A 19,319-nucleotide genomic window follows, 5' to 3' on the forward strand; every position below is an offset into this window, starting at 1 on the left:
AGGAGCCACCCCGGCGCTAAACGGCGCGGAGGTCGCGCCGGAGCTCGTGGGGCAGCGCGAAGCGCATGCTCTCCTTGACCGACTCGATCTCCTGGACATCTGTGAAGCCGAGGCCCGCGAGCTTGCGCAGGACCCCTTCGACGAGCTCCTCGGGGACGGAGGCGCCGCTGGTGAGGCCGACCGTGGTCACGCCCTCCAGCCATTCGTCGCGGATGAGGGAGGCGTCGTCCACCAGGTAGGAGGCGTCGGCCCCGTAGTCCTTGGCCACCTCCACGAGGCGCTTGGAGTTGGACGAGTTGGCCGAGCCGACGACGATGACGAGCTCGGACTCCGCGGCGATCTCCTTCACGGCCGCCTGCCGGTTCGACGTGGCGTAGCAGATGTCGTCGCTCGGGGGGTCGATCAGGTTGGGGAAGCGCTCACGGAGCCGGGCGACGGTCTCGATGGTCTCATCGACGGACAGCGTGGTCTGGGAGAGCCAGACGACCTTCTCCGGATCGCGGACCTCGACCTCGCCGACGCCGTCGAGCCCGTCCACGAGCTGGATGTGCTGAGGCGCCTCGCCCGCCGTGCCCTCGACCTCCTCGTGCCCCTCGTGGCCGATGAGAAGGATGTCGTAGTCCTTCGCGGCGAACCGCTTGGCCTCGTTGTGCACCTTCGTCACCAGCGGACAGGTCGCGTCGATCGTCTTGAGCCGGCGGCCGGCGGCCTCCTCGTGGACGCTCGGCGCCACGCCGTGGGCCGAGAACACCACGATGGCCCCTTCGGGGACCTGCTCGGTCTCCTCGACGAAGACGGCTCCCCTGGCTTCGAGCGTCTTGACCACGTGCGTGTTGTGAACGATCTGTTTCCGCACATAGATCGGCGCGCCATACTGGTCCAGGGCCTTCTCGACCGCTTCGACGGCACGGTCCACGCCCGCGCAGTATCCGCGCGGCTTGGCGACGAGGACGCGGCGGGTCGCGGGGCTCTGTGAATCCATGTTCCTATGCTATGTGGAACGCCAGCCGCATCTTGACTGTGGTCTTGCGAGACTGGATGTCCGAAAACATATCTCCCCAGGAGCCGCGATGTCCGTCCTGAGAGCCATCACCAAACCTCTGCGTGACGTCTTGGGCCACCGCGACGATTTGCGTGAAAAGGCCAAGGACCTGCCCGTATACGTGCTTCAGACCGCTCTGAGCAGCGTGGGGCACGCCCTGCTGATCGGTGACCGCGTGCGGACCACGATCAAGCGTCTGACCGGTTCGGAGGAAGAGACAGCGTACGCGCCGAGTCCGGCCGCGACCCAGCCGACGGAGGAGGAGGAGGCGCGGCCGGCACGCCGTGAGCCGGTCATCTTCGCCCCTCGCCCCGAAAAGGAGGCGGCCGCTCCCGCCGCCGCCAAGCCGGAGCCGGTCATCTTCGCTCCCGGCCGGAAGCCCGAGGCCGCTCCGCCCGAGGCCGCTCCGCCCGCCGCCGAGCTTTTCGAGGAGGCGGCGGCCGGGGCCGTGCCCGGCGAAGCCGAGAAGCTCGACCTGCCCGCCGTACCGGTCGAAGCGGAGCCGCCGGAGGTGGCGGCCGCGCTGGACCGCCAGACCGAGACGCGGCCGGCGCCCAAGCCCCGCCAGCCTCGCGCCAAGGCGCCCCGGGCGGAAGAGGCCGCCAAGGCCCCCGAGAAGGCCCCCGAGAAGGCCCCCGCCAAGCCGCGCGCTCGGAAGGCCGCCGAGAAGCCGGCCGCTCCGCCCGCCCCGGAGACCGCCTCCGAAAAGGCTCCCGCGAAACCGGCCGCGATGGCTCCCGAAGCCGCCAAGGCTCCCGCGAAACCGGCCGCGAAGGCTCCCGCGAAAGCACCCGCCAAGCCCGCCCCGAGGCCGGCAGCCGAGGCCGCTGGGGAGGGTCTCGCTGAGCCGCTGCCGGGCTACAGCGGCCTGACGCTCGCGTCGCTGCGGGCGAGACTGCGGGGCAAGACCGTCGAGCAGGTGCGCGAGCTGCTCGACTACGAGAGGGGGCACGCGGGCCGCGCCGAGGTGATCCGCCTGTTCCAGAACCGCATCGGCAAGCTCGAAGCCGGAGTCCCGCCCACCGACATCCCGGGTGGGCCGCTCGGCCGATAGTGGAATGTCGGCGGGTACGGCTAGCCTTCGGAGCGGGTAGCAGGGGCATCGGCGAGGAGGGCCTGTGAGCGCGAAGACGTCACCGGAAGCGCCGCTGCCGATCCGGTCGGTGCTGCAGATGGTCGCGCAGTGGATCGGCAAGCTGGGCACCATCTGGGTGGAAGGGCAGATCACCGACCTCACCGCCCGTGGCGGCACGGTGTTCCTGACCCTCCGTGACCCGGTGGCCAACGTCTCCGCCCGGATCACCTGCGCGCGTGCCGTCTACGAGGCGAGCGTGCCCCGCCCGATGGACGGCGCGCGGGTCGTCATGCACGTGAAGCCCGACTTCTGGGTCAACAAGGGGTCCTTCGCGTTCACCGCCATGGAGATCCGGCCGGTCGGCGTCGGCGAGTTGCTGGCCCGGCTGGAGCGGCTCCGCCAGGTACTGGCCGGTGAGGGCCTGTTCAACGTGGACCGCAAGCGGCGGCTGCCGTTCCTGCCCGGCACGATCGGGCTCATCTGCGGGCGCGACTCGGCGGCCGAGCGCGACGTGCTGGAGAACGCGCGCCGCCGCTGGCCCGCCGTCCGGTTCAAGGTGGAGGCGGTAGCCGTACAGGGCCCTTACGCGGTCGGTGAGGTCACCGAGGCGTTAAGCAGGCTCGACGCGGACCGCGAGGTCGACGTCATCATCGTCACCCGGGGCGGCGGCTCCCTGGAGGATCTGCTGCCGTTCTCCGACGAGTCGCTGGTCCGGGCCGTCGCGGCATGCCGTACTCCTGTGGTGAGCGCGATCGGCCACGAGCAGGACAGCCCGCTTCTGGACCTCGTGGCCGACGTGCGGGCCTCGACGCCGACCGACGCGGCGAAGAAGGTCGTGCCGGACGTCGGCGAGCAGCTCACGCTGGTCCGCCAGCTCAGGGACCGGGGTCGCCGGGTGGTGGGCGGCTGGCTCGACCGGGAGCTCTCCTGGCTGGCGTCGGTCCGCTCGCGGCCCTCGCTCGCCGACCCCGTCCGCGAGCTGGACCGCCGCGCCGAGCAGGTCGACGCGCTGCGGGACCGGTCCCGGCGGTGCCTCACGGCATCTCTGGACCGGTCGGCCGACTCGCTCGGACACCTTCGCGCCCGGCTCGTGGCCCTCTCCCCCGCCGCCACGCTGGAGCGCGGCTACGCGATCGCCCAGCGCCCCTCCGGCGAGGTCGTACGGCTCGCCCGCGACGTGAAGCCGGGCGACGAGCTGACCATCCGGTTCTCCGACGACCGCGTCGCCGTGACGGCCCAGCCGGACGAGTAGGGGCCTGTCAGACGACAACCCGCGTGCCGTAGTCCTCCAGCCAGGCGTTGAACTGAAGCAGCCCTTCCATCGACATCCGGGCGGGGCTCTGGGTGCTGGTGGCGCCGAGCGGCTGGTCGATGACGGTCCGCATCCCCTTCAGGTCGAGGAGAGGCGCGGCGGCGAGGTCCTCGCGGCCGAGCATCCGCGCCACCTCGGTGCGCAGGCCCTGCTCGTAGGACGGGTCCTGCGTGGAGGGATACGGGCTCTTGCGGCGTTCGATCACCGAGCGCGGCAGCAGGTCGGCGGTTGCGGCGCGCAGCAGGCTCTTCTCGTGCCCGTCGAAGGTCTTCATCGCCCAAGGCGTGTTGAAGACGTACTCCACCAGCCGGTGATCGCAGAACGGCACACGGACCTCGAGCCCGACGGCCATGCTCATGCGGTCCTTGCGGTCGAGCAGAATCTGCACGAACCGGGTGAGATGCAGGTAGCTGATCTCCCGCATGCGCCTTTCCAGGCCGCCCTCGCCCGGCAGGTGCGGCACCTCCGCCAGCGCCTGCTGGTAGCTGTGGGCCCGGTACGCCGGGATGTCCAACTTGCGCAGCAGGTGCTCGTCGAGGAACTGGCCCGGCGTCGACATGCCACGCATGACGGGTGTGGCCAGCCACGGGAAGGTGTGGGCGTTCACCGCCTCGGGATCGTGGAACCAGCGGTACCCGCCGAAGACCTCGTCGGCCGATTCGCCCGACAGCGCCACCGTGGAGTGGCTGCGGATCGCCTTGAAGAGCAGGTACAGCGAGGTGTCCATGTCGCCGATGCCGACCGGCAGGTCACGTGCCCGCAGGACGGCCGCGCGCACGGCCGGGTCCATGAGATCGGCCGAATCGAGCACGATGTCCGCGTGCTCGGAGCCGACGTGCCGTACGACGTCGTGGACGTACGGCGTGTCCGGTGTGTCGCGTGCCTCGTCGGGCTGGAAGTTCTCCTCGTATCCGGCGAAGTCCACCGAGAACGACCGCACCTTGGTTTGGTGGCCCTCCAGCGCCCGCGCGGCCAGCGCCGTGACGGCACTGGAGTCGAGGCCCCCGGACAGGAGCGTGCAGAGGGGCACATCGGAGATGAGCTGCCGCGTGACGATGTCCTCCAGCAGCTCGCGGACGGTCCGTACGGTCGTCTGGAGATCGTCGGTGTGCTCGCGGGCTTCGAGCCGCCAGTAACGCCGCTTGCTCAGGCCCTCCCGGCGCACCTTGACGATCTGGCCGGGGCGCACCTCGTACATCCCTCGGAAGATCGCGTTCTCCGGTGTCTTGACGAAGGCGAGCACCTCGCGGAGGCCGTCGGCGTCCACCACCCGCTGCGCGAGCGGGTTGGCGAGGATGGCCTTGGGCTCGGAGCCGAAGAGCACTCCATCGGGCGTCGGGTAGTAGTAGAGCGGCTTGATCCCCATCCGGTCGCGGACGAGCAGTAGTTCCTCACGCCGGGCGTCCCAGATGGCGAAGGCGTACATGCCGTTGAGGCGGGCGACGAAGTCCTCGCCCCACTCCAGGTACGCCTGGAGGACGACCTCGGTGTCGCTGTGCGTCCGGAAGCGGTGCCCCCGCTGGGTCAGCTCGGCGCGCAGCTCGCGGAAGTTGTAGGCCTCACCACTGTAGGTGAGCACGGCGAGCACCCGGCCGTCGTCTTCGGCGACCATGGGCTGGCGGCCGCCCTCGATGTCGATGATGGCGAGCCGCCGGTGGCCCAGTGCCGCGTGCGGAGCGAGCCACAATCCCTCGGCGTCCGGCCCCCTGCAGGCCATCGTGTCAACCATCGCCTGCGCGGTCCCCCGCTCCTGGCGAAGATCGCGCCCGTAGTCCACCCAGCCGCTGATTCCACACATTCGACGACCCCCCGGTTCATCGGTCTGCTTGGTATACCCGTTAAAACGTTCAAATGGTTTCATCTATGCCCATTATGGGATAAATAACGCTGGCATCGTGATCATTTGGGAGGCGTGGTCAGTTTGTCGGCGGCGGCCTCTATCGTGGGTGCCGTGGCCGAGGAGAAGCAGACACCGTCGTACGAGCAGGCTCGCGAGGAGCTGACCGAAGTGGTCCGCCGGCTGGAGACGGGCGGGCTGACGCTGGAGCAGTCGATCGAGCTGTGGGAGCGGGGAGAGAAGCTCGCCGCGGTCTGCGAGGAGTGGCTGCAGGGCGCCCGGGTCAAGCTGGCCGCCGCCATGGCCCAGCGCCAGGAGCCTCAGCCGAACAACTCCGACGAAGCGCCCTTCTAGGACGACCGTCGCCAACCAAGGCGCGCCGCCGAGGCCGCGCCGATCAGCCGGAGGCGGGGGCGGATTGAGGGACGAGCGAGGCGGCGAGGGCGGTCAGCTCCTGCCAATCGGCGGAGCCGGTGACGATCACGGCGTGATCGGGGAGGATCCGGACGAGCGACCGCTGGTTCTTGTCCGGGCGGAACCGCTCCTCCCAGGTCGCGCCGTTGATCTGGCGGCTGCCCGTGGCCTTGTCGGTGTTGGCCATCCGGTTGGCGAAAGCGGCGGCCGGCTGCTCGTTGCTCTGCGCGAGCATGGCGTGCATCCGCTTGCCGGTCGCGAAGCCCAGGCGCCAGGTGACGGTGCCGCCGTTCTGGGTCAGCGTCGAGCTGTTGGCGATCCAGTTCGGGAGGGCCTGGCGGGGCGCCTCGATCTCGTACGGCGCTGACCGGACGGCGTTGGCCAGGTCGATCTTGTAGTCCACGGCAGGGATGTGCTCGGTCCTGCTCTGAGGCGTGATGAGCAGAAACACAGCGACGCCCGCGAGGCAGATGGCCAGCGCGACGGCATAGCCGTAGAAACCCTGCGTGAATCGTCCCACGTCAGAGGAGATTACCCGGTGCAGGGAGGGGCAGCCGCTAAGGATGCCGGATTTGGCCGATGATGAGAAGAGCGTCCTCTGCCATCTTCCGGGCGGCCTCGGGGTCCTCCGAGAGGGTCACCTCCTGGACGACGGCGGCGAGCGCGCCGGTGACCACCACCACCAGAGCGTCCTCGTGCTCGAAGAGGGCGGCGGTCCTCCTGGCCCACTGGCGGAGCCGGTCCCGCATGATGACCTCGAATCCGGGAGGGGCGTCCCCCCGGAGAAACAGCGCGGCGAGATCCCGCTCCGCCAGACAGCCCTCCAGGTATGCCCGGGCGGCCGAGAGGAACACGGGCATCGGGTCGGTCTCCCCCGCGGCCCGCGCCGTCTGGACGGCCTGCCTGGTCCGCTGGGTCTGCCGCTTCTGGAACTCTTCGAACAGCGTCAGGTAGAGGTCGGCCTTGCCGGAGAAGTGGTGGTAGAGGCTGCCGACGCTCGCCCCGGCTCGGGCCACGACCTCGGTCACTCCGGCTTCCGCGAAGCCGCTTGTGACGAAAATCTCCTTCGCCGCTTCGAGGAGCGCGCCGCGCGTGGCCGCGCCACGCTCCGACGTGCGCACTGTTACCGGTCGCTCGGTGTCGCTGCTCATGACCGCGACGATATCCCGACCTGTCGGTCCTGGGGCGTCCCCTGACCAAATGGCCTCCTACCTGCTGTGACAGGTCCAGACCAATCAGACAAAGCCGGGGGTCTCGGCCTACGATCTCTGTAGAGAGGAAGGCGATCGATGTCTGAACACGTACCGGCCGCTCTGGCGACGGGGGAACACGCGCCCGACCGCAACCTGGCTCTCGAGTTGGTGCGCGTGACCGAGGCCGCGGCCATGGCCGCCGCCCGCTGGGTGGGCCGGGGCGACAAGAACGGGGCGGACGGCGCCGCGGTCAACGCCATGCGCCAGCTGATCAACACGGTCTCCATGCGGGGCGCCGTCGTGATCGGCGAGGGCGAGAAGGACAACGCTCCCATGCTCTACAACGGGGAAGAGGTCGGCGACGGCACGGGCCCCGACTGCGACGTGGCCGTCGACCCGATCGACGGCACCCGCCTGTGCGCCCTCGGCATGAACAACGCGATCTCCGTCATCGCGGTCAGCGAGCGCGGCTCGATGTACGACCCGTCCGCCGTCTTCTACATGGAGAAGCTGGTCACGGGTCCGGAGGCCGCCGACCAGGTGGACATCGAGGCGCCGGTCGCCGACAACATCCGGGCGGTGGCCAGGGCCAAGGGCGCCAAGCCGTCCGACGTGACGGTGGTCATCCTCGACCGCCCCCGGCACGAGGGCGTCGTAAAGGAGGTCAGGGAGACCGGAGCGCGGATCAAGTTCATCACCGACGGCGACGTGGCCGGCGCGATCATGGCGGCCCGCGCCGGGACCGGCGTCGACCTGCTGCTCGGCATCGGCGGGACGCCGGAGGGCATCATCGCGGCCTGCGCGATGAAGTGCCTGGGCGGCGTCATCCAGGGCAAGCTGTGGCCGCGCGACGAGCAGGAGCGGCGCAAGGCCCTGGACGCCGGGCTCGACCTCGGCCAGGTGCTCACGACCGACGACCTGGTCCGCTCCGACGACGTGTTCTTCGCGGCGACGGGGATCACCGACGGGGAGCTCATGTACGGCGTGCGGTTCCAGGGTGGGGCCGCCGTCACGCACTCCCTCGTCATGCGGGGCCGTTCCGGCACGATCCGCAAGATCGAGAGCGAGCACCAGCTCTGGAAGCTGGGCGCCTACAGCGCGATCAACTTCGACACGGCTGTGTGAGGCTCAGGGTCTGCGGAACAGGCCCTTACGGGGACGCCGGGGCGACCGGGCGATCACCTTGCCGCCGAAGACGAATCCCGCCAGCTCGATGACGGGCGCGTCCGGACCGTATCCGGCCGCGCCCGGCGGAAGCCGCACCTCATTCCGCAGCGATCCCACGCGCGCCGACGGCGCAGTGACGATCCGCACCCCCTCCGGCACGATGAGCGTGACCGTGCCCGCCATGACGGCGAGCTGGACCACCACCCGGCGCGACTGGAGCAGCGCCTCACACAGGTCCATGGTGACCCGGCCGCCGAGCGAGGTGACGGGCACCTGCGAGGGCACGACCCACCGGCCCGCCCGGCTCTCCGTGCGGAAGAAGGCCGTGACCGGACGGCCGTCCATGTTGAACGGCTGGCTCTCCGGGGGAAGCAGGTCCGTGGTGAGGGCGGCGAGCTCGCCCAGCGTCCGGGCGGTGTAGGCCCGCTCCACCCGCTCCTCGTGTTCGGGAGGGGTGAGCCTGCCGTCGGTCACCGCGTCGGCCAGAACCTTGATCACGCGTTCCCTGTCCGCGTCGGACGCCCGCAGCTCGGCCGCGCCGGGCGCGTCCGGGGCTCGCGGGGCGAGGAACGCGGAGACGGCGGACAGCCACTTGGACTCGGTGCTCACACCATTGAGAGTACGGCCGTTCGGAGGCATTGACCGCGTGCGGCGGCGACTCCTACGCTGGCCGAAACTTGAACCCTCCTCATGTTCCCCGGAGGCCGCGTGCCGACCCCACTGCCCACCTCACGCGACCGGCAGGCGCGGCTCGCCACCTTCGCCGTCTTCTTCGTCCAGGGCCTCACGTTCGCCACGCTGCTCACCCAGGTGGCCGCGCTGCAGAGGAAGCACGGCCTCAGCGACGACCAGCTCACCCTGTTGCTGCTCGTCGTACCGGTGATCGCGGGGGTCGGGAGCGTGCTCGCGGGCGTGCTCGCCTCCCGGTTCGGCAGCCGCCTGATCCTCCGGGTGGTCCAGCCGCTCGCGTGCGTGGCGGTCGTCCTGGCCGGGCTGGCCTCCAGCGTCCCGCTGCTCGTGGCGGCCAACGTGCTGTTCGGCCTCGGTCTCGGCGGCGTGGACGCGGGGATGAACATGCAGGGCGTCGCGGTCGAGCGCCGGTACGGCAGGGCGGTCCTGACCGGCTTCCACGCCCTGTGGAGCGCGGCGGCGGTGATCGGCGCGGGATGGGCCTCCGTGGCGGGCGGCCTCGGCCTGAGCCTCCCGGCCATGTTCGCGACGGCCATGGCCCCCGCCGTGGTGATCTCGCTGATCGCCTCCACGTGGCTCTGCGTGCCGCAGGAGGAGCATGTGGCGGCGGACGCCGTACAGACCGCGTCGAGGGTCCCCTGGAAGGCGATCATCCCGCTCTGCCTGGCGATGTGCTTCCTGTACGTGGGCGACGCCTCGATCTCCAACTACGGCTCGGTCTTCATGGACAAGATCATCCACGCGACCGCCGCCGTGGCGCCCTGGGCGCTGGGCGCCTACCAGGCGACCACGTTCGCCGTCCGGGTCGGCGGCGACTTCGCGGTCCGCCGGTACGGCCCGGCAATGATCGTCCGGATCGGCGGCGCGATCGCCACGCTCGGCTTCGCCGCGATCGTCGCGGCGCCGAACGAAGTGCTGGCCGTCGCGGGCTTCGCCCTGACCGGCATCGGCCTGTCCGTCGTCGCCCCGCAGTCGTTCTCCGCGGCGGGCCGCCTCGACCCGGCCGGGACCGGCGTGGCGATCGCCCGGGTCAACATGTTCAACTACCTCGGCTTCATCGTCGGCGCGGCCCTCGTGGGCGGCATCGCCGACTCAGCCGACTACCGGATCGCGTTCGCCGCGCCGCTCGTGCTCGCCGCCGCGATCATCGTGCTGGCCCGCGGCTTCCAACCGGCTCCCGCCGCCACCGTCACCGCGCCCGCCACGTCCTGAGGTAGGGCTCCTGGGCCCGCTTGGCCTGGTCGTACCGTTCGCGGATCTCCGGAACGCCCACCTCGGCCACCGGGACGTCCCACCACGCCTCGGAGTCCGGCGTTCCCCCGGGCACGGTCTCGACGTAGACCACGGTGGTCCGGGTCGCCTCCATGGCCTTGGCGAGGGTGCTCCGCAGGGAGCCGGGATCGCTCGCCTTGAGCACGTCGGCCCCGAGGCTCGCCGCGTTGGCCGCCAGGTCAACCGGGAGAGGGCCCCCGTCCAGCTCTCCCGAGCCGCCGCGCAGGCGGTAGGCCGTGCCGAGCCGCTCCGCGCCGACCGACTCCGACAGGTTGCCGATGGACGCGAACCCCTGGTTGTCCACCAGGACGATCACGAGCTTGACGCCCTCCTGGACGGCGGTGGCGATCTCCTGGGCCATCATGAGGTACGACCCATCCCCGACCAGCACGAACACCTCGCGCTCAGGGTCGGCGAGCTTCACGCCGAGCCCCCCGGCGATCTCGTAGCCCATGCAGGAGAAGCCGTACTCGACGTGGTATTCCGTCGGGTCGGACGCCCGCCAGAGCTTGTGCAGGTCGCCCGGCATCGAACCGGCGGCGTTGACCACGACGCCTCCGCCGGCCACCTCGTTGAGGATGCCGAGCGCGACCGGCTGGGTCAGCGCGTCGCCCTCGTACGCCCGGGAGATCACCGCCTGCCAGTCCCCTGCCAGCGAGGCCGCCCGTGCCGTCCATTCCTCATCGGCCCGCCAGTCCCGCACGTCCAGCGCCTCGATCGCGGCCCTGGCGTCGGCCACGAGTGGGATCCCGGCGTGCTTGGCCGCGTCGAAGGCGGCGACGTTGACGTTCACGAACCCCGCCGCGTCGCCGAACAGCGTCCGGGAGGCCGTGGTGAAGTCGCTGTAGCGGGTCCCGATGCCGATCACCAGGTCGGCGTCGCGGGCGAGCGCGTTGGCGGCCGCCGTGCCGGTGTGGCCGATGGCCCCGACCGCGCACGGATGGTCGTACGGCAGGGCGCCCTTGCCCGCCTGGGTCTCCCCGACCGGGATGCCGTACCGCTCGGCGAACTCCTTGAGCTGCTCCCACGCCTCGCTGTACCGGACCCCGCCGCCCGCGACGATCAGCGGCCTGCGCGACTCCCTGATGGCCCGTACGGCTCTCGCCAATGCGGCAGGCTCGGGCACCGGGCGGCCGACATGCCAGACGCGCCTCTCGAAGAGCTCGTCCGGCCAGTCGAACGCCTCGGCCTGGACGTCCTGGGGCAGCGCCAGCGTCACCGCGCCGGTCTCGGCCGGGTCCGTCAGCACGCGCATCGCGGCCAGCAGAGCGGACGGAAGCTGCTCCGGCCGGTTGATCCGGTCCCAGAACCGGCTGACGGGCTTGAAGGCGTCGTTCACACTGATGTCGTACGACCGGGGATCCTCGAGTTCCTGCAGCACCGGGCTCGCGGCGCGGGTGGCGAAGATGTCCCCGGGCAGCAGCAGCACCGGCAGCCGGTTCACGGTCGCCAGGGCCGCCCCCGTGACCATGTTGGTCGCGCCCGGCCCGACAGACGTCGTGCAGGCGAAGGTGGACAGCCGATTCGCCGTCTTGGCGTAGCCCGCCGCCGTGTGGACCATGGCCTGCTCGTTGCGGGCCAGATAGTACGGCAGGGCCGACCGGGTGCCCGCGCCCTGCTCGGCGAGCGCCTGGCCGATCCCGGCCACGTTGCCGTGGCCGAAGATGCCGAAGACGCCCTCGATGAGCCGCCGCTCGACGCCGTCCCGCTCGCTCCACTGCTGCCCGAGGAACCGCACGAGCGCCTGCGCCACCGTGAGTCGCATGATCTCAGTCCCTTCCGAAGGGCACGCGCGGGTCGATCGGCTGGCCGGCCCACGACGACCGGATCCAGGCGTGCCTGGGGTCGTCGCAGAACGCCATGGACCGCTTCTCGGCGGGCCCGGCCAGCACGTTGAGGTAGTAGAGGTCGTAACCCGGAGCCGCCATCGAGGGTCCGTGGTAGCCGTGCGGCACCAGGACCACGTCACCGGGCGACACCTCGGCGAGGACGTCGTGCGTGCCGTACACCCGCTGATACCCGGGGCCGCCCTCGAAGTAGTAGATCTCCTCCAGGACGGCCTCGCCCTCGCCCAGGGTGTCGTGCTTGTGGGGCGGGTAGGACGACCAGTTGCCGCCGGGCGTGAGCACCTCGACGGCCACGAGCTTGTCGCACTCGAAGGTCTCCGGCGCGCAGAAGTTGTTGACCTGCCGCGTCGCCTGCCCGGCTCCCCGGATCTCCACCGGCACCTCGGACGCCGGGCCGTACCGGACGGGAAGCCGGCGGGTGGCCCTGGCGGACGGCAGGGCGATCCGGCCCCGGCCGCTGATCCGCGCCGTCGTCCCGATGGGCAGGTACGCGAAGTCGGTCGGCGCCGCGAACACGGACTCGCGCCCGGCGAGCGAGAGCCGTACGCCGTCGGCCTCGACCTCGCACGCGCCGGACAGCGGGAGGACCAGCATCTCCTCGGAGCCGGTGGCGAACTCCACCGGCTCCCCGGCCAGGTCGATGATCCGCAGGCCGGAGTAGGTCCATCCGGCCGACTCGGGGGTGACCTTCACCGCCCACGGACCCGACGCCGCCGCGCCGAACGGGATGTACGTCATCGGGCCGCCCCTTCCAGCAGTCCCGCCGCGATGTCCACGGCGGCCGCCACGTCGTCGTCCGGGGGGTAGAGCAGTGCCCGGCCCACCACCAGGCCGCGCACGCCGGGGTTGCGCAGGGCCTTGGCCCACGACGCGTAGACCTCGTCGGGCGCGCCGGAGGGGTCCCCGCCGAGCAGCAGCGTCGGCAGCGTGGTGGCCTCCATCACGCGCTCCATGTCGTCGACCACCGGGAGCTTCAGCCACGTCCGGGCGGAGGAGGCCCCGAGGGCCTGGCCCACGTGGATGGCGTGGATCATCGCGTCGGCCGACAGGTCGTTCCTGACCACGCCGCCGGACCGCTTCGACCAGAACGGCTCGACCATCGCGGCCAGGCCCTCCCTGGACAGCTCGGTGACGGCGCGGGCGCAGCTCTCCAGCGTGGCGGCCGTGCGCTCGTCCTCCAGGCCGATGCGGCAGAGCATCTTCCCGCCGTCGAGCCGCATCGCGACGATCGACTCGGTGTCGTAGGCCGTGAAACGGTCGTCGAACTCGAAGACCGCCCCCTGCAGGCCGCCCCGGTTCATCGACCCGATCACGATCTTGTCGTCGAGCGCGCCGAGCAGAAGGAGATCCTCGATGATGTCGGGGGTCCCCAGCACGCCGTCCACGCCGGGCCGCGACAGGGCGACCACGAGCCGGTCGAGCAGCTCGACCCGGCTGGCCATGGCCATCGGCCGCCCCGACACGCCGAGGGCGCCACGGGCCGGATGGTCGGCCGCGATGATCAGGATTTGGTCGCGGTCGGCCAGCAGGGGCCTGCGCCGCCGTACGGCCGCCGCCTGGGCGATCCGCTCGGGGTGCCGGGCGCGGTCGTCGAGGAGCCGCCGGTAGTCGTCGTCACGCATGAGCACTTCCCGACAGCATCGCGTCGACCTCCTCGGCGGTCGGCATGGCGGGCGCGCAGGCGAGCCGCCCGGCCACGATGGCGCCCGCGGCGTTCGCGAACCGCAGCGTCCGCTCCAGGGACCATCCGGACAGCAGCGCGTGGCACAGCGCGCCGCCGAACGCGTCGCCCGCCCCGAGCCCGTTGACGACCTCGACCTTCTGCGGCGGGACGATCACGGTCTCGTCCCTGGTCATGCCCAGCACGCCCTTGGAGCCCTGCTTGACGACCGCCAGCTCCAGGCCGGCGTCGAGGAGAGCCTTCGCCGCCTCGTACGGCTCCCGCGTCCCGGTGGCAACCTCGACCTCGTCGAGATTGCCGACCGCCACGGTGACATGGCGGAGGGCCTGCCGCACGAGATCGGGGGCCTCGGCCACGTCGGGCCAGAGCATGGGGCGGTAGTCGAGGTCCAGCACGGTAAAGGGGCGGCGGCCGCGCGCCTCCCAGGCCGCGAAGTGGGCGCTCCGCGACGGCTCCTGGGACAGACCGGTCACGGTCGCCCAGAACAGGTCCGCGCCAGTGATCGCGCCGAGGTCCAGTTCGTCGGCGTGGATCTCCAGGTCGGGAGCCTTGGGCCAGCGGTAGAAGAAGATCGGGAAGTCCTCGGGCGGCCGGATCTCGGTGAACGTCACGGGCGTGGGGAGTCCCTCGACCGGCGTGACGTAACGGTCGTCCACCTTGTACTCGGCCAGCGCGTCGTGGAGGAACTCACCGAAGGGGTCCGCTCCCGTCCGGGTGATCACCGCGGCCGAGTGCCCGTACCGCGCGGCGGCGACCGCCACGTTGGCCGGGCTGCCGCCGAGGTACTTGCCGAACGTCTCGACCTCCCGGAGGGACACCCCCACCTGGAGCGGGTAGATGTCCACCCCGATCCGGCCGATGGTCAGCACCTCAGTCATCGGAGAGGCCCTTGAGGTAGTCCATGCTCGCCCTGACGTCGCCGATCGGGCCCTCGCCCGCCGGGGGCTCGCCGTCCAGCACGACGTCCTGCTCCATGACATACCACCCGTCGTATCCGGCCATGCCGAGGCCGGAGACGATTCCCGCGACGTCGACGTCACCCGTGCCGAGCGGGCGGTAGATCCCCTTGCCGACGGCCTCCGTGTAGGTCAGGCGGCCCTCGCGGACCTGCTCCGCCATCGCGGAGTCCACGTCCTTGAGGTGGGCGTGCGCCACTCGTCCCGGCGCCTCCCTGACGATCTCCAGCGGGTCCGTGCCGCCGATCAGCAGGTGCCCGGTGTCCAGGCAGAGAGGTACGGCACAGCCGTCGATCACCCGGCGGACCTCGTCACGGGTCTCCACCATCGTCCCGACATGCGGGTGCAGCGTGACCAGGGGGCCGTCCGCGCCGGCGGCCTCCTTGAGGATCCGGTCGAGGTTGCCGAGCAGCGTCTCCCAGCCGGTGGCGTCGAGCGCCGGACGCCCGTCGTAGCCGTCCACGCCGGTCGCGGCGGCCAGCACCATTACCTCGACGGACCCTTCGCGGAACGAGCCGAGAAGCTCGCGGACGCCGGGCAGCGGGTCATGCCCCGGGTCGTGCAGCACGACCGGGACGAACCCCCCGATGGCCCGCAGGCCGTACCCGTCAAGAAGGGACCGGCGGCTCCCGGGCGACGACGGGAGGAACCCGTCGGGGCCCAGCTCCGTGGCCGCCAGGCCGAGGTCCCGCATCTCCTGGAGGACTCGGTCGGGGGCGAGCTGGTAACCCCAACCGGGCACCTCGCACACCCCCCACGAGATCGGGGCTCCGGCGATCTTCACTTCGATACCTCCATATTCGAAACTTCCGCCACGCGGACTGGACGGCCCTCGCGGCGGGACAGGTCGGCCGCCTCGGCGACGTAGAGTGCGGCCAGGGCGTCCTCGACCGTGCAGGGGCTCTGCCGCTCGCCCCGGGCGGCCTCGAGGAACGCCGCCATCTCACGAACGTATGCGGGCTCGAACCGTGTCTGGAAATCCGGCCAGGGATCCCCCGCAGGCCGGAGTCCCTCCGTGGAGTGGAGTGGCGCCCGCTGGTCCAGGCCGACGACCCAGGTCCTGGCGGTCCCGGCGAGCTCCATCCGGACGTCGTAGCCGTGGCCGTTGTAGCGGGAGCCCTGCATGGTCACCAGTGTGCCGTCGTCCATCGTGAGGAGGGCGGCGCTGTTGTCCACGTCACCCGCCTCGGCGAAGAAGGCGGCCCCCCGGTTCGACCCGGTGGCGTACACCGTCTCGACCTCCCGGCCGGTCACCCAGCGCAGGATGTCGAAGTCGTGGATGTGGCAGTCGCGGTAGATGCCGCCGGAGAGCGGGATGTATTCGGCGGCGGGCGGCCGGGGATCGGCGGTCAGCATGTGAACGCGGTGGAGCTCGCCCAGCTCGCCCGTCCGGAGCGCCTCACGCGCCGCCACGTAGCCCGCGTCGAACCGCCGCTGGAAGCCGATGTGGACCATGGTCCCGCTCTGCTTCGACGCCTCCAGGACCTCGAGGGTCTCGGCCGGGGTCGGCGCGGCCGGCTTCTCGCAGAACGCGGGGATGCCGCGACGGCAGGCCTCGGCCAGCAGCTCGGCGTGCGTCGAGGTCGGGGTCGCGATCACCACGGCGTCGGCGTCGAAGGCGTCCCCCGCGCGAGCGCCCAGCCGCGCGGCCACCTCGGCCGCCCGAGCGGTGTCCGCGTCGGAGACGACGAGCTCGTCCACCAGGCCGGAAAGCGTCTCCGCGTGGAACGCGCCTATCCGGCCAAGACCGAGCACACCGACACGCATGGCGCTCCTCCCCATTTACGACAAATCAGACCATCCAGTTGTAGGTGGAGGGCAAGCGGGAGTCAAGACTTTGTCCTGACATTCTGACGAAGTCAGGTTACGCCATCCGCCAGGTCCCGTACGGCCCGCGTGATCCTGTGCGGGGGGACGCGGGCGAATCCGATCACCAGTCCGGGGCGCCGGTGCGCCGGGACGACCGCCTCGGCCGCCAGACCCGCGGCCCGCGCGGCGGCGGCGAGCGCCACCTCGTCCCAGCCCTCGGGGAGCCGCGCGTAGAGGTGGAGGCCGGCGGAGACGCCCTGGACGGCGATGGCGGGCAGATGCTCGGCCAGGGCGCTGACGAGGGCGTCCCGGCGGGCCCGATACTCACGTCGCATCCGCCGCAGGTGCCGGTCGTAGCGGCCCGTCCTGATGAGATGGGCGAGGGCGTACTGGTCGATGACCGGTGAGCCGAGATCCAGCTCGGCCCGCGCGAGCCGTACGGACGTCGCGATGTGCGGCGGCGCGACGACCCAGCCGAGCCGCATGCCGGGAGCGAGCGACTTGCTCACGCTGCCCACCAGCACCACGCGGTCGGGGGCGAGCCCCTGAAGACAGCCGACCGGGTCACGGTCGAACCGGAACTCGGCGTCGTAGTCGTCCTCCAGCACGATCGCGCCGGTCCCGGCCGCCCAGGCCATGACCTCGGCCCGGCGGCGCGGCGAGAGCACGACCCCCGTCGGATACTGATGGGCCGGGGTCAGCAGCACGGCGTCCGCCTTGGTCTCGGCGAGCCGCTCGACGACGATTCCCTCCTCGTCCACCGGCACCCGGACCAGGCCCGCGCCCGCCCGCTGGAGCAGCGGAAGCTGGTGGGGGCTGGTGGGGTCCTCCACCGCGAGGACGATCCCGCGCCCTCTGCTCGCGGCGAGCGCCTGGATGGTCAGGCTGAGCCCCTGCGCCACGCCCGTGACGACGACGAGGTGCTCCGGCGCCGCGTCGGCCGCCCGCACCCGGCGCAGGTAGGGGGCCAGTTCCTCACGCAGATCGGGCACGCCGCCCGGGTCGCCGTAGTCCAGCGCGTCGTTGGGCAGCGTCGTCAGGACATGCCGGACGGCCGCCATCCACGCCTGCCGGGGAAACGCCCCGAGATCCGGAGAGGTAGGCCGGTCCCTGTCCCTTTCCGACAGGCCCCACGTCACCGGGGCAGTTACCGGGGAAGTCATTGCGGAAGTCATTGGGGAAGTCGCCGGGAAAGTCACCGGGGAAGTGGCTGCCGCCGCCGCGACGCCGCCCCCTCCTCCAGCCGACGGCCCGCCGGTTCTCGGTCCGGCGGCGACGTAGGTCCCGGCGCCGGTCCTCGCCGCGAGGAAGCCTTCCGCCACGAGTTGCTCGTACGCCTCGACCACGGCGCCACGGGACAGGCCGAGGTCCTTCGCGAGGTCACGGCTGGGCGGCAGGCGGGTGCCGAGGGCCAGCCTCCCCGACCGGATCGCGTCCCTCAACTCTCGGGCCACCTGGCCGGCGAGGCCCCCCGCGCCGCGATCGACCGCGAGATGCAGATCTGTCATTGGTCCCCGATTTCGCCGCTTGATTGGACCCGTGGAGGGGACCATTGGATTCCTAGCATCTCCAGACGTGACCTCCCGTATCAAGACGAATCCCGCCGAAGTGGCTGCGGCCCGACCAAGCCGTACCGCCTCCGGACAGTTACGCAGCACGGCGAGCGCGGCGGCGGCGATGTTCATGGTGGGCACGCTGGCGGCGGTCTCCGGCGTCATCGGGACCTACCCCGTCTATGGCGGCCAGGCCCTGCGCTACGCCCTCGCCGCCGTGATCCTGCTCGCCGTCGCCCGCGCCCGAGGGCTCGGTCCCGTACGCCTCGGGGCGGCTGGCTGGGCCTTGCTCGGACTGCTGTCGCTGACCGGGCTCGTGATCTTCAATGTGTGCGTGATCGAGGCCGCGCGAGCGTCCAGCCCCTCCCTCGTCGGGACCATCGTGGGGACCGTACCGCTCGCCCTCGCCGTCCTCGGCCCGCTGACCCGGCCTGCCGGCGGCGCGGGGAGGGGGCGGTCGCCGTCGCCGCGCGTCATCGGCGCGGCGGTCGTCGTGGTCGCGGGAGCCACGCTCGCCACGGGCCTGGGCAGCGGCAACCTGCCCGGCCTGATGTGGTCGCTCGGCGCACTGGCGTGCGAGGTGTGCTTCTCGCTCCTCGCCCTGCCGCTGCTTCCCACCCTCGGGGCCATCCGGGTGTCGGCCTACTCGGCGGCCCTCGCCGTGCCGTTCCTGCTCGTCATGGGCGCGATCGTGGACGGCGGGGCGATGCTGCGGATGCCGACGGCGGCCGAGGCCCTGGGCCTGGGCTACCTGGCGGTGATCGTGACGACGGTGGCGTTCTTCCTCTGGTACACCGCGCTCCCCCGGCTCGGCGCGGACCGGGCCGGGCTGTTCGCCGGGATGATCCCGGTGGGCGCCATCGTGACCACTCTGGTCCTCGGCCTGGGCACTCCGTCGGCGGCCGATCTCGCGGGAGCGGCGGTCGTCATCGCCGGACTCGCCCTCGGGCTGCGGACGGGTTCACGCTGACCGGGCCCCGGATCCGAAGCACATCACGATCGTCCGACCAGGCCCCGAACTCACGGCATGGCGCTCCAAGTTATTGCGCATCCGGGCTCCCTTTGCGGCCTGTATTGGGCGATATAGGGGATTCGAGTCGTTCGCATGTTCGAGTCGACTGGTGGACACTTGGCGTGGCCGGAGAAGGGGGTGGGAGTTGATCCAGCAGACGGCACGCCAGGACGAATCGCCTGCCGGGCCTTCGCAGCGCGAGGACCTGGAGTGGTGGTGGGTCGACCCCTCATGTGTCCCATCGATCGAGGACACGGGGGATTCGCCCGGCTCCGGCACGACTTCGTACGCCGACCTTCAGTACGGCCATGGCGATCCCGCATATGGCGGTGGGCCGGAAACCGGGAAAGACGACGGCAAGCGCATCGGCGAGGAGCTCGGTGAAGGGCTGAGCGGGGACCCGCACGAAGAGCCGGATGCGGACCTGGGCCAGGCGCCGGGTGCTGACCTGGATGACGC

The 19,319-nt window shown here is 71.3% G+C and carries 19 protein-coding genes; 7 read left to right on the top strand and 12 right to left on the bottom strand.

Features of this window, described 5'->3' with window-relative positions:
* Positions 1 to 16: 16 nt before the first annotated feature.
* The gene (locus tag N5079_RS20945) at positions 17 to 982 is read right to left on the bottom strand and encodes a 4-hydroxy-3-methylbut-2-enyl diphosphate reductase (RefSeq protein ID WP_261585641.1); all 966 of its coding nucleotides are present in this window, start codon (positions 980 to 982) and stop codon (positions 17 to 19) included.
* Positions 983 to 1,070: 88 nt separating this feature from the next.
* Between N5079_RS20945 and N5079_RS20950 the strand changes: the two genes are divergently transcribed.
* Both N5079_RS20950 and xseA read left to right on the top strand, forming a co-directional pair.
* Positions 1,071 to 2,096, top strand: a complete 1,026-nt coding sequence (locus tag N5079_RS20950) for a hypothetical protein (protein ID WP_261585642.1) — start codon at positions 1,071 to 1,073, stop codon at positions 2,094 to 2,096.
* A 64-nt stretch (positions 2,097 to 2,160) separates the two neighbouring features.
* Complete coding sequence (gene xseA, locus N5079_RS20955) at positions 2,161 to 3,369, top strand: exodeoxyribonuclease VII large subunit (protein ID WP_261585643.1); 1,209 nt, start codon at positions 2,161 to 2,163, stop codon at positions 3,367 to 3,369.
* A gap of 7 nt (positions 3,370 to 3,376) precedes the next feature.
* Here xseA and asnB read toward each other — a convergent pair whose 3' ends face one another.
* Positions 3,377 to 5,227, bottom strand: coding sequence for an asparagine synthase (glutamine-hydrolyzing) (asnB, locus tag N5079_RS20960; RefSeq protein WP_261585644.1), 1,851 nt, complete (start codon positions 5,225 to 5,227; stop codon positions 3,377 to 3,379).
* 153 nt (positions 5,228 to 5,380) lie between these two features.
* Here asnB and N5079_RS20965 point away from each other — a divergent pair, with 153 nt between their 5' ends.
* Entirely contained in the window at positions 5,381 to 5,620 is a 240-nt protein-coding gene (locus N5079_RS20965) for an exodeoxyribonuclease VII small subunit (RefSeq protein ID WP_261585645.1), read from the top strand.
* Between the two features lie 43 nt (positions 5,621 to 5,663).
* Here N5079_RS20965 and N5079_RS20970 read toward each other — a convergent pair whose 3' ends face one another.
* Together N5079_RS20970 and N5079_RS20975 are read right to left on the bottom strand one after the other, a co-directional pair.
* The gene (locus N5079_RS20970; protein ID WP_261585646.1) at positions 5,664 to 6,200 is read right to left on the bottom strand and encodes a DUF4245 domain-containing protein; all 537 of its coding nucleotides are present in this window, start codon (positions 6,198 to 6,200) and stop codon (positions 5,664 to 5,666) included.
* A gap of 37 nt (positions 6,201 to 6,237) precedes the next feature.
* Positions 6,238 to 6,831 carry a TetR/AcrR family transcriptional regulator gene (locus tag N5079_RS20975; RefSeq protein WP_261585647.1) on the bottom strand — a complete coding sequence of 198 codons (594 nt, stop codon included), beginning with the start codon at positions 6,829 to 6,831 and terminating at the stop codon, positions 6,238 to 6,240.
* 138 nt (positions 6,832 to 6,969) lie between these two features.
* Here N5079_RS20975 and glpX point away from each other — a divergent pair, with 138 nt between their 5' ends.
* Positions 6,970 to 7,998 carry a class II fructose-bisphosphatase gene (gene glpX, locus N5079_RS20980; protein WP_261585648.1) on the top strand — a complete coding sequence of 343 codons (1,029 nt, stop codon included), beginning with the start codon at positions 6,970 to 6,972 and terminating at the stop codon, positions 7,996 to 7,998.
* Positions 7,999 to 8,001: 3 nt separating this feature from the next.
* On the opposite strand, the gene N5079_RS20985 is transcribed toward glpX, so the two are convergent.
* Complete coding sequence (locus N5079_RS20985; RefSeq protein ID WP_261585649.1) at positions 8,002 to 8,649, bottom strand: DUF1707 domain-containing protein; 648 nt, start codon at positions 8,647 to 8,649, stop codon at positions 8,002 to 8,004.
* Positions 8,650 to 8,748: 99 nt separating this feature from the next.
* Here N5079_RS20985 and N5079_RS20990 point away from each other — a divergent pair, with 99 nt between their 5' ends.
* Positions 8,749 to 9,942, top strand: coding sequence for an MFS transporter (locus tag N5079_RS20990; protein WP_261585650.1), 1,194 nt, complete (start codon positions 8,749 to 8,751; stop codon positions 9,940 to 9,942).
* Here the strand turns inward: N5079_RS20990 and iolD are convergent.
* The 7 genes from iolD to N5079_RS21025 all read right to left on the bottom strand — a co-directional run bounded on the left by iolD (position 9,920) and on the right by N5079_RS21025 (position 17,803).
* Complete coding sequence (gene iolD / locus N5079_RS20995; protein ID WP_261585651.1) at positions 9,920 to 11,767, bottom strand: 3D-(3,5/4)-trihydroxycyclohexane-1,2-dione acylhydrolase (decyclizing); 1,848 nt, start codon at positions 11,765 to 11,767, stop codon at positions 9,920 to 9,922. The two genes, N5079_RS20990 and iolD, sit on opposite strands and share 23 nt — an antisense overlap.
* 4 nt (positions 11,768 to 11,771) lie before the next feature.
* A complete protein-coding gene (gene iolB / locus N5079_RS21000; protein ID WP_261585652.1) occupies positions 11,772 to 12,587 on the bottom strand; it encodes a 5-deoxy-glucuronate isomerase in 816 nt (271 codons plus the stop codon).
* Positions 12,584 to 13,471 carry a class I fructose-bisphosphate aldolase gene (locus N5079_RS21005; RefSeq protein WP_261585653.1) on the bottom strand — a complete coding sequence of 296 codons (888 nt, stop codon included), beginning with the start codon at positions 13,469 to 13,471 and terminating at the stop codon, positions 12,584 to 12,586. The genes iolB and N5079_RS21005 overlap by 4 nt, the downstream gene beginning before the upstream one ends.
* The gene (iolC, locus tag N5079_RS21010) at positions 13,464 to 14,408 is read right to left on the bottom strand and encodes a 5-dehydro-2-deoxygluconokinase (protein WP_261585654.1); all 945 of its coding nucleotides are present in this window, start codon (positions 14,406 to 14,408) and stop codon (positions 13,464 to 13,466) included. Before iolC ends, N5079_RS21005 begins: the two co-directional genes overlap by 8 nt.
* Positions 14,401 to 15,270, bottom strand: a complete 870-nt coding sequence (locus N5079_RS21015) for a sugar phosphate isomerase/epimerase family protein (protein ID WP_261585655.1) — start codon at positions 15,268 to 15,270, stop codon at positions 14,401 to 14,403. Before N5079_RS21015 ends, iolC begins: the two co-directional genes overlap by 8 nt.
* Positions 15,267 to 16,253, bottom strand: coding sequence for a Gfo/Idh/MocA family oxidoreductase (locus tag N5079_RS21020; protein ID WP_261585656.1), 987 nt, complete (start codon positions 16,251 to 16,253; stop codon positions 15,267 to 15,269). The genes N5079_RS21015 and N5079_RS21020 overlap by 4 nt, the downstream gene beginning before the upstream one ends.
* Positions 16,254 to 16,345: 92 nt before the next feature.
* Positions 16,346 to 17,803 (bottom strand): PLP-dependent aminotransferase family protein, encoded by a 1,458-nt coding sequence (locus N5079_RS21025; RefSeq protein ID WP_261585657.1) that lies wholly within the window; start codon positions 17,801 to 17,803, stop codon positions 16,346 to 16,348.
* Positions 17,804 to 17,870: 67 nt separating this feature from the next.
* Between N5079_RS21025 and N5079_RS21030 the strand changes: the two genes are divergently transcribed.
* Together N5079_RS21030 and N5079_RS21035 are read left to right on the top strand one after the other, a co-directional pair.
* Positions 17,871 to 18,818 carry a DMT family transporter gene (locus N5079_RS21030; protein WP_261585658.1) on the top strand — a complete coding sequence of 316 codons (948 nt, stop codon included), beginning with the start codon at positions 17,871 to 17,873 and terminating at the stop codon, positions 18,816 to 18,818.
* 187 nt (positions 18,819 to 19,005) lie between these two features.
* Positions 19,006 to 19,319, top strand: a 314-nt coding sequence (locus N5079_RS21035; RefSeq protein ID WP_261585659.1) for a hypothetical protein, incomplete at its 3' end; no start/stop codon positions are given.

Origin of the sequence: Planotetraspora sp. A-T 1434 (assembly GCF_025420585.1) — a bacterium.
GTDB lineage: Bacteria > Actinomycetota > Actinomycetes > Streptosporangiales > Streptosporangiaceae > JAOEGB01.

Bases quoted from the DNA above. Each gene is read 5' to 3' on its own strand.
- N5079_RS20945 (WP_261585641.1), bottom strand. From the start codon at position 982: ATGGATTCACAGAGCCCCGCGACCCGCCGCGTCCTCGTCGCCAAGCCG.
- N5079_RS20950 (WP_261585642.1), top strand. From the start codon at position 1,071: ATGTCCGTCCTGAGAGCCATCACCAAACCTCTGCGTGACGTCTTGGGC.
- asnB (WP_261585644.1), bottom strand. From the start codon at position 5,227: ATGTGTGGAATCAGCGGCTGGGTGGACTACGGGCGCGATCTTCGCCAG.
- N5079_RS20975 (WP_261585647.1), bottom strand. From the start codon at position 6,831: ATGAGCAGCGACACCGAGCGACCGGTAACAGTGCGCACGTCGGAGCGT.
- glpX (WP_261585648.1), top strand. From the start codon at position 6,970: ATGTCTGAACACGTACCGGCCGCTCTGGCGACGGGGGAACACGCGCCC.
- iolD (WP_261585651.1), bottom strand. From the start codon at position 11,767: ATGCGACTCACGGTGGCGCAGGCGCTCGTGCGGTTCCTCGGGCAGCAG.
- iolB (WP_261585652.1), bottom strand. From the start codon at position 12,587: ATGACGTACATCCCGTTCGGCGCGGCGGCGTCGGGTCCGTGGGCGGTG.
- N5079_RS21005 (WP_261585653.1), bottom strand. From the start codon at position 13,471: ATGCGTGACGACGACTACCGGCGGCTCCTCGACGACCGCGCCCGGCAC.
- iolC (WP_261585654.1), bottom strand. From the start codon at position 14,408: ATGACTGAGGTGCTGACCATCGGCCGGATCGGGGTGGACATCTACCCG.
- N5079_RS21020 (WP_261585656.1), bottom strand. From the start codon at position 16,253: ATGCGTGTCGGTGTGCTCGGTCTTGGCCGGATAGGCGCGTTCCACGCG.
- N5079_RS21025 (WP_261585657.1), bottom strand. From the start codon at position 17,803: ATGACAGATCTGCATCTCGCGGTCGATCGCGGCGCGGGGGGCCTCGCC.